The sequence below is a fragment of the Xanthobacter autotrophicus genome, assembly GCF_029991245.1.
Classification (GTDB): domain Bacteria; phylum Pseudomonadota; class Alphaproteobacteria; order Rhizobiales; family Xanthobacteraceae; genus Xanthobacter; species Xanthobacter autotrophicus_C.
Window position 1 is genome coordinate 1 of sequence record NZ_JAIVFO010000188.1, and the last position, 6,871, is coordinate 6,871.

The 6,871-nt window shown below is 69.9% G+C and carries 5 protein-coding genes; 3 read left to right on the plus strand and 2 right to left on the minus strand.

Translation table 11 applies throughout. From position 1 onward, the window contains the following. A partial coding sequence (locus K9U41_RS20900) for a transglycosylase domain-containing protein (protein ID WP_282642782.1) occupies window positions 1-2,155 on the minus strand: 2,155 nt, incomplete at its 3' end. A gap of 367 nt (window positions 2,156-2,522) precedes the next feature. Next, on the minus strand, window positions 2,523-2,939 hold the full coding sequence (locus K9U41_RS20905; protein ID WP_282642778.1) for a YidB family protein: 417 nt from the start codon (window positions 2,937-2,939) through the stop codon (window positions 2,523-2,525). Window positions 2,940-3,209: 270 nt separating this feature from the next. Here K9U41_RS20905 and ccmI point away from each other — a divergent pair, with 270 nt between their 5' ends. The 3 genes from ccmI to K9U41_RS20920 form a co-directional block, all read left to right on the plus strand. After that, window positions 3,210-4,436, plus strand: coding sequence for a c-type cytochrome biogenesis protein CcmI (gene ccmI / locus K9U41_RS20910; RefSeq protein ID WP_282642779.1), 1,227 nt, complete (start codon window positions 3,210-3,212; stop codon window positions 4,434-4,436). Further along, a complete protein-coding gene (gene ccmE / locus K9U41_RS20915; protein ID WP_282642780.1) occupies window positions 4,433-4,912 on the plus strand; it encodes a cytochrome c maturation protein CcmE in 480 nt (159 codons plus the stop codon). Before ccmI ends, ccmE begins: the two co-directional genes overlap by 4 nt. Window positions 4,913-4,915: 3 nt before the next feature. Beyond that, window positions 4,916-6,871: heme lyase CcmF/NrfE family subunit (locus K9U41_RS20920; RefSeq protein WP_282642781.1), on the plus strand; the 1,956-nt coding region annotated here is incomplete at its 3' end.

Here is a 6,871-nt window from a genome sequence, read left to right on the forward strand (position 1 = left end):
GGGTCGCGCCCGGTCCCGCGCCGAGGGCGAAGGGCGTGGCATAGCCGGTGTCGTAGCCGCCGCCGATGGCGAGGTAGGGCCACAGCACCAGCCGGTCGGTGAGGCGGACCTCGGCCTCCTTCAGCATGCGTTCGAGCGCGGCGAGGCGCTCCGCCGCGCGCGGGGAAAGGGTGATCGGGCGTTCCGTGTCGAGACCGGCCACAGTCATGGACGCGGGCGCCTCGTCGAGCTTCGGGATCGGCGAGGTGACGCCGGGGATCGGCTTGATCTCGATGCCCTGGTGGGCATAGGCCATCACCTTCTGCCAGGTCATGGCGGGCAGCGAGCCGCCGGTCATCTTGTTCATCATGGCGTAGTCGTCGTTGCCGAACCACACGCCGCCCACATAATTGCCAGTGAAGCCCATGAACCAGGCGTCGCGATAGGCATTGGTGGTGCCGGTCTTGCCCGCCACCTTGGAATTGACGAGGCGGGCGCGGCGGCCGGTGCCGTTCTCCACCACATTGTTCAGCATGTCGTTGATGTCGTTTAGCTGCTGGGTGGGGATGATCTGCACGCTCTTGGGCGCGTCGCGGTCGAAGCGCCAGACCACCTCGCCGTTGCCGACGCGCATCTCCACCACGGCATGGGCGTCGACGCTCTTGCCCGCATTGGCGAACACGGCATAGGCGGCGGTCATGTCGAACAGGGTCACCTCGGCGGCGCCCAGCGGCAGGGGCGCGCTGATGGGCAGCGGCGTGCGGATGCCCATCTGGTGGGCGAGGTCCACGATCTTCCGGCGGCCGAACCGTTCCGCGAGGCGCACCGCCACCGTGTTCAGCGAATGCTGGAGCGCGGTCTTCAGGGTGATGGAACCCATGTAGGAGCGGCCGTAATTCTGCGGGCACCAGTTGCCTAGGCAGATGGGCGCGTCCTGCACGATGGTGGACGGCTTCATGCCATTCATCAGCGCCACCGTATAGACGAAGGGCTTGAAGGAGGAGCCGGGCTGGCGCAGGGCGTCGGTGGCGCGGTTGAACTGGCTTTCGCCATAGTCGCGCCCGCCCACCATGGCGCGCAGGGTGCCATTGGGCTCCATCACCACGATGCCACCCTGCTTCACCTTGTAGTCGCGTCCGAACTCGGCCAGCGAAGTCTCCAGCGCCGCGTCCGCCACCTTCTGGATGTTGGGGTCGAGGCCGGTGCGCACGATGAAATTGCGCTCCACCACGGAAGGCGGCAGATGGTCCACCAGCTTCTTCACCTCGCCGAAGGCGTAGTCGAGATAGAAGTCCGGCACCTCGTCGTCGCGACGGTCCACCGGGGTGGCGGGGTTGCGGCGGGCGCCGAACACCTGGCCCTCGGTCATGAAGCCGGCGTCCACCAGATTGTCGAGCACGGTGGAGGCGCGGGCACGGGCGGCGGGCAGGTTGACGTGGGGCGCGTATTTGGACGGCGCCTTGAACAGGCCGGCCAGCATGGCCGCTTCCGCAAGGTTCACCTCGCGCACGGACTTGCCGAAATAATAGCGCGCCGCCGCGTCGACGCCGTAGGCGCCGCCGCCGAGGTAGGCGCGGTCGAGGTAGAGCTTCAGGATCTGGCTCTTGGTGAGCCGCGCTTCCAGCCAGATGGCGAGGAAGGCTTCCTTGATCTTGCGCTCGATGGTGCGCTCGTTGGACAGGAACAGGTTCTTGGCGAGCTGCTGGGAGAGCGAGGAGCCGCCCTGCCGCACCCCGCCCGCCCGCGCATTGGTGACCACGGCGCGGAACGTGCCGGCCACATCGATGCCCCAGTGCTCGTAGAAGCGGCGGTCCTCGGTGGCGAGCGTGGCCTTGATGAGGTTGTCCGGGATGTCCTCCAGCGGCACCGTGTCGTTCTGCTTCACGCCCCGCTCGCCGATGGTGTTTCCGTAGCGATCAAGGAAGGTGACGGCGAGTTCGGTGCGCTTGAGCCAGTCGTCGGAGGTCTCGTGGAAGGCGGGGATGGCCAGCGCCAGCATCACCAGCGCGCCGGCCAGCGAAAGGGTCAGGCCCTCGGAGGCCATGCCGGCGGCGAAGCGCGACACGCCGGTGAGGTTGAACCGCTCGGTGAAGGCCGCATAGGCGGAAACGGCGCGGCGGGTGCGCGCGCCGAGGCTGAACAGCCCGCTGTCCAGCAGGGCGTCGAAATCGAGCATCAGCCCGCGCAGCCGCGTGCCGAAGGAGGAGCGCACCGGGCCGGGGCGCCCCGAGTCGAGACGCGTTTCGCCGGGACGCGTTTCGCCGGGACGCGTTTCGCCGGGACGCGTCTCGTCGTCGGGGCGCGTCTCGTCGCGGGCCTTGGGGTCGGTCGGTTCGCGCTCGGTCACGGTTCGGGCTCGGTTTCGGCTCGGCGGCTCCGGCGGCGCCCCCGCGCCCGCGCATCGCCGCTCATGTCTTGATCGCTCGGCCCCACTCTATAACGCGCCGCCGAAAATCGCGCGAGTTTGGCGTCGCGCGGGTTTGTGGCGGTTGAGGCTCGGGGCCTGCGCCGATCAGCTTGAGTCAATCTGATCGGATCGCGCCCTAGCGCCCCGGCACGTTCAGCACGCCTTCTGGGCTCAGGCGGTCGATGATGGTGGGCAGGTGCTGCGCCAAAAGGTCCGGCAGCTGTTCCGCCGAAAGGCCGAGGGTGGTTGCCACCTCCGTCAGCTGGCCCTCGCCCAGGGCCGCCGTGATCTGCTCGGCGCTCACCGGCGTGTTGGGGCCGGTGGAGATCCAGCTTGCCACCGCGTCCGAGAGGCCGGCCTGCTGAAGCTGCTCCAGCACCCCGTCGAGGCTGCCGAACGGGGTCTTGGCAAAGGCCGAGTTGAGCAGGCCCGGCAGCATCTGCCCCATGGGGCCGTTCAGCACCGTCTCCAGCAGGCTGCCGGCGCCATCGGTGCCGGCCTTGCTCAGCATATTGCTCAGAATACCACCCACCATATTGTCGAAGAGGCCCATGGCCGACGCTCCGTTGGTCCCGTGGCGCGCGCCCGCGCGTCCTATGGTGCTCCGCTGCACTGCATGATGCGGCGCGGTGGAGGTTGGTGTACCGGATCGGGTGTGCGAAGTCGATTGTGCCCGGCACGGCCCCGGAGCCGAGCACAAGTTTCCGATCACAGGTTTCCGATCACAAGTTGGAGCGCACCCTGCGGCTCCGCGCCGCTGGGACGGCATGTGGCCTATGCAGCCATCCTTTCACCCGTTAACGGCTCTGAGGTGATGATCTCATTGTCCCTGTTCGCAGCCTTTGCGCTCATGACCGCACTCGCGGCGCTCGCCGTGCTGTGGCCGCTGTCGCGCGCCCGCACCACGCAGGCCGCGCGGGAAGCCGACCTTGCCGTCTATCGCGACCAGCTCGCCGAGATCGCGCGCGATGCCAAGTCCGGACGCCTGCCCAAGGCCGAGGCGGAAGCCGCGCGCATCGAGGTGGCGCGGCGCATGCTGGCGGCCGATGCCGCACGGGAGACCACCGGGGTCGAGGATCCGGCGCGGATCATCCGGCAGGCCACACGGCGCCGCCGCGCCGCCGCCGTGTTCGCGCTGGTGTTCGTGCCGGTCTTCGCGGTCGGTCTCTACGGGGTGCTCGGCTCCCCCCGGCTCCCCGGCGCGCCGCTGGCCGAGCGCCTGACGGCGGCCCCGGACCGCAGCGACGTCGCCATCCTGGTGCGGCGGGTGGAGGAACATCTCCAGAAGAATCCCAATGACGGGGCGGGCTACGAGATCCTGGCGCCGGTCTATCTGCGCATGGGCCGGCCGGAGGATGCCGCCCGTGCCTATGCCGAGGCCATCCGCATCCTCGGCCCCTCCGCCGCGCGCCATTCGTCCCGTGGCGAGGCGCTGGTGGCCGCCTCCGACGGCCTCGTGACCGCCGATGCCGCCCGCGCCTTCGCCGATGCGTTGGCCCTCGACCCCAACGAGCCGCGTTCCGCCTATTTCCTCGGCCTTGCCGCCGAGCAGGACGGCCGCGGCGCGGATGCCGCGCGGATCTGGGGCCAGCTTCTGGCCCGCACGCCGGCCAATGCGCCCTATCGGCCCATGGTGGCGGCGGCCCTCGCCCGGGTTGGCGGTGGGGCTCCGGCGGCGCCTGTCGCGGGGGCGACGGGACCCGGCACGCCTGGCCCCGGCACGTCTGGACCTGGCACGTCTGGGCCCGGGATGCCCGGCCCCGGCGCGGCGGATGTGGCCGCGGCGGCCTCCCTGTCGGCGGACGAGCGCAACGCCATGGTTCGTGGCATGGTGGATCGCCTCGCCCAGCGGCTGGACAGCGCGCCGAACGACATCGAAGGCTGGCTGCGCCTGGTGCGCGCCTATGGCGTGCTGGGCGACAAGGACAAGGCGGCGGAGGCCCTCGCAAAGGCGCGCGCCACCTTCAAGGACAATGCGGAAGCTCTCGGGCGGCTCGATGCCGCCGAGAAGGAGCTCGCGGTGAAGACGGGAGCGGGAGACAAGGGATGACGCGCAAAGGCCGGCGGCTGGTTCTCATCGGAGCAGGACTCGGCGTGCTCGCGCTCGCAGCGGGGCTAATTTTGTCCGCCCTCAACGACACCATCGTGTTCTTCCGCTCGCCCACGGATGTCGCCCAGCAGCAGGTGGCCCCCGGCGCGCGCCTGCGGCTCGGCGGGCTGGTGGAGACCGGCAGCGTCGTCAAGTCCGGCACCCTCACCACCTTCAAGGTCACCGATGGCAATGCCACGGTGAAGGTGGCCTATTCCGGCATCCTCCCGGACCTGTTCCGGGAAGGGCAGGGGGTGGTGGCCGAAGGTGCGCTCCAGACCGACGGCAGCTTCAAGGCCGACAGCGTGCTCGCCAAGCACGACGAGAAATACATGCCCCGCGAGGTGGCCGACGCGCTGAAGCAGCAGGGCCACTGGAAGGACGGCGCGCCTGCGCCCGGCGCCGCCACGCCCGCCCAGCGCGCGCCGGGGAGCTGAGCCATGATCGCGGAAATCGGCCAGTACGCCCTCGCCCTCGCCTTCGCCCTGTCGCTGGCGCAGGTGGTGCTGCCGGCCTGGGGCGCCCGGCGCAACGACCCGGTGCTGATGGGGTCCGCCGGACCCATCGCGCTGGCCTTGTTCGGCTTCATCGCCTTCGCCTTCGGCGCGCTGGTGCAGCTCTACGTCACCTCGGACTTCACCGTGGTGAACGTGGCGGAGAATTCCCACTCCCAGATGCCGCTGATCTACAAGATCACCTCCACCTGGGGGAACCACGAGGGCTCCATGCTCCTGTGGGTGTTCGTGCTGGCCTTCTTCGGGGCGCTGGTGGCGGAGTTCGGCTCCAACCTGCCGGACCGCCTGAAGGCTCTGGTGCTGGCGGTGCAGGGCGCGGTGGCGGCGGCCTTCCTCTCGTTCATCCTGTTCACCTCCAACCCCTTCGCGCGCCTGGTCCCGGCGCCGGCGGAGGGGCGCGACCTCAATCCCATCCTCCAAGACCTCGGCCTCGCCATCCATCCGCCGCTGCTCTATCTCGGCTATGTGGGGCTCTCCATCTCCTTCGCCTTCGCCATCGCGGCGCTGATCGAAGGGCGGATCGACGCCGCCTGGGCGCGCTGGGTGCGGCCGTGGACGCTGGCCGCCTGGATCTTCCTGACGCTGGGCATCGCCATGGGCTCCTACTGGGCCTATTACGAATTGGGCTGGGGCGGCTGGTGGTTCTGGGACCCGGTGGAGAACGCCTCCCTCATGCCCTGGCTCGCGGCCACCGCGCTGCTGCATTCCGCCGTGGTGATGGAGAAGCGCGACGCCCTGAAGGTGTGGACCATCCTTTTGGCCATCCTCGCCTTCTCCCTGTCGCTGGTGGGCACCTTCCTGGTGCGTTCCGGCGTGCTCACCTCGGTGCATGCCTTCGCCACCGATCCGGCGCGGGGTGTGTTCATCCTCGCCATCCTCACCTTCTTCATCGCCGGTGGCCTCACCCTGTTCGCGTTCCGGGCCTCCGAGCTGAAGCAGGGCGGGCTGTTCGCGCCGATCTCGCGGGAGGGTGCCCTCGTCCTCAACAACCTGTTCCTCACCGCCGCCACCGGCGCGGTGCTGGTGGGCACGCTCTATCCGCTGGCGCTGGAGGCGCTGACCGGGGACAAGATCACCGTGGGGCCGCCCTATTTCAACCTCGCCTTCGGCGGGCTGATGGTGCCGCTGGTATTCGCCATGCCGTTCGGACCGCTGCTCGCCTGGAAGCGCGGCGACCTCATGGGCGTGGCCCAGCGCCTGATGCTGGCCGCCGCCCTCGCGGTGGTGGCCGCGGTGGTCATCGCCGCCGCCACCACGGGCGGGCCGGTGCTGGCGCCGCTGGCGGTGGGGCTCGCGGTCTTCATCATGCTGGGGGCGCTCACCGACATCGCCGAGCGCGCTGGCCTCGGGCGGGTGACCGCCCGGGTGGCTCTGGTGCGCCTCGCCGGGGTGCCGCGCTCCGGCTATGGCACCGCCATCGCCCATTTCGGCGTCGGCGTGTGCCTGCTCGGCATCGTGTGCGAGACCGGCTGGAGCCTGGAAAAGATCGCCTCCGTCAAGCTCGGCGACACCGTCACCATCGGCGCCCGCAGCCTCACCCTCGACCGGCTGGAAAACCGCACCGGGGCGAACTTCCGCGCCCGCACGGCGGTGTTCTCCATCCGCGAGGACGGCGCGCCGCAGGGCACCATCGAGGCCTCGCGCCGCATGTTCGCCGCCCGGCAGATGGCGACCACCGAAGCCGGCATCCGCACCTTCGGCCTCAGCCAGCTCTATGTGAGCATGGGCGAGGAGAGTCCGGACGGGCATATCTCCATGCGCGCCACCTACAAGCCCTTCGTGACGCTGATCTGGCTCGGCGCGGTGGTGATGGCGCTGGGCGGCGCGCTCTCCCTGGCCGACCGGCGGCTGCGCGTCGGCGCCCCCCGCCCCGCCGCCAAG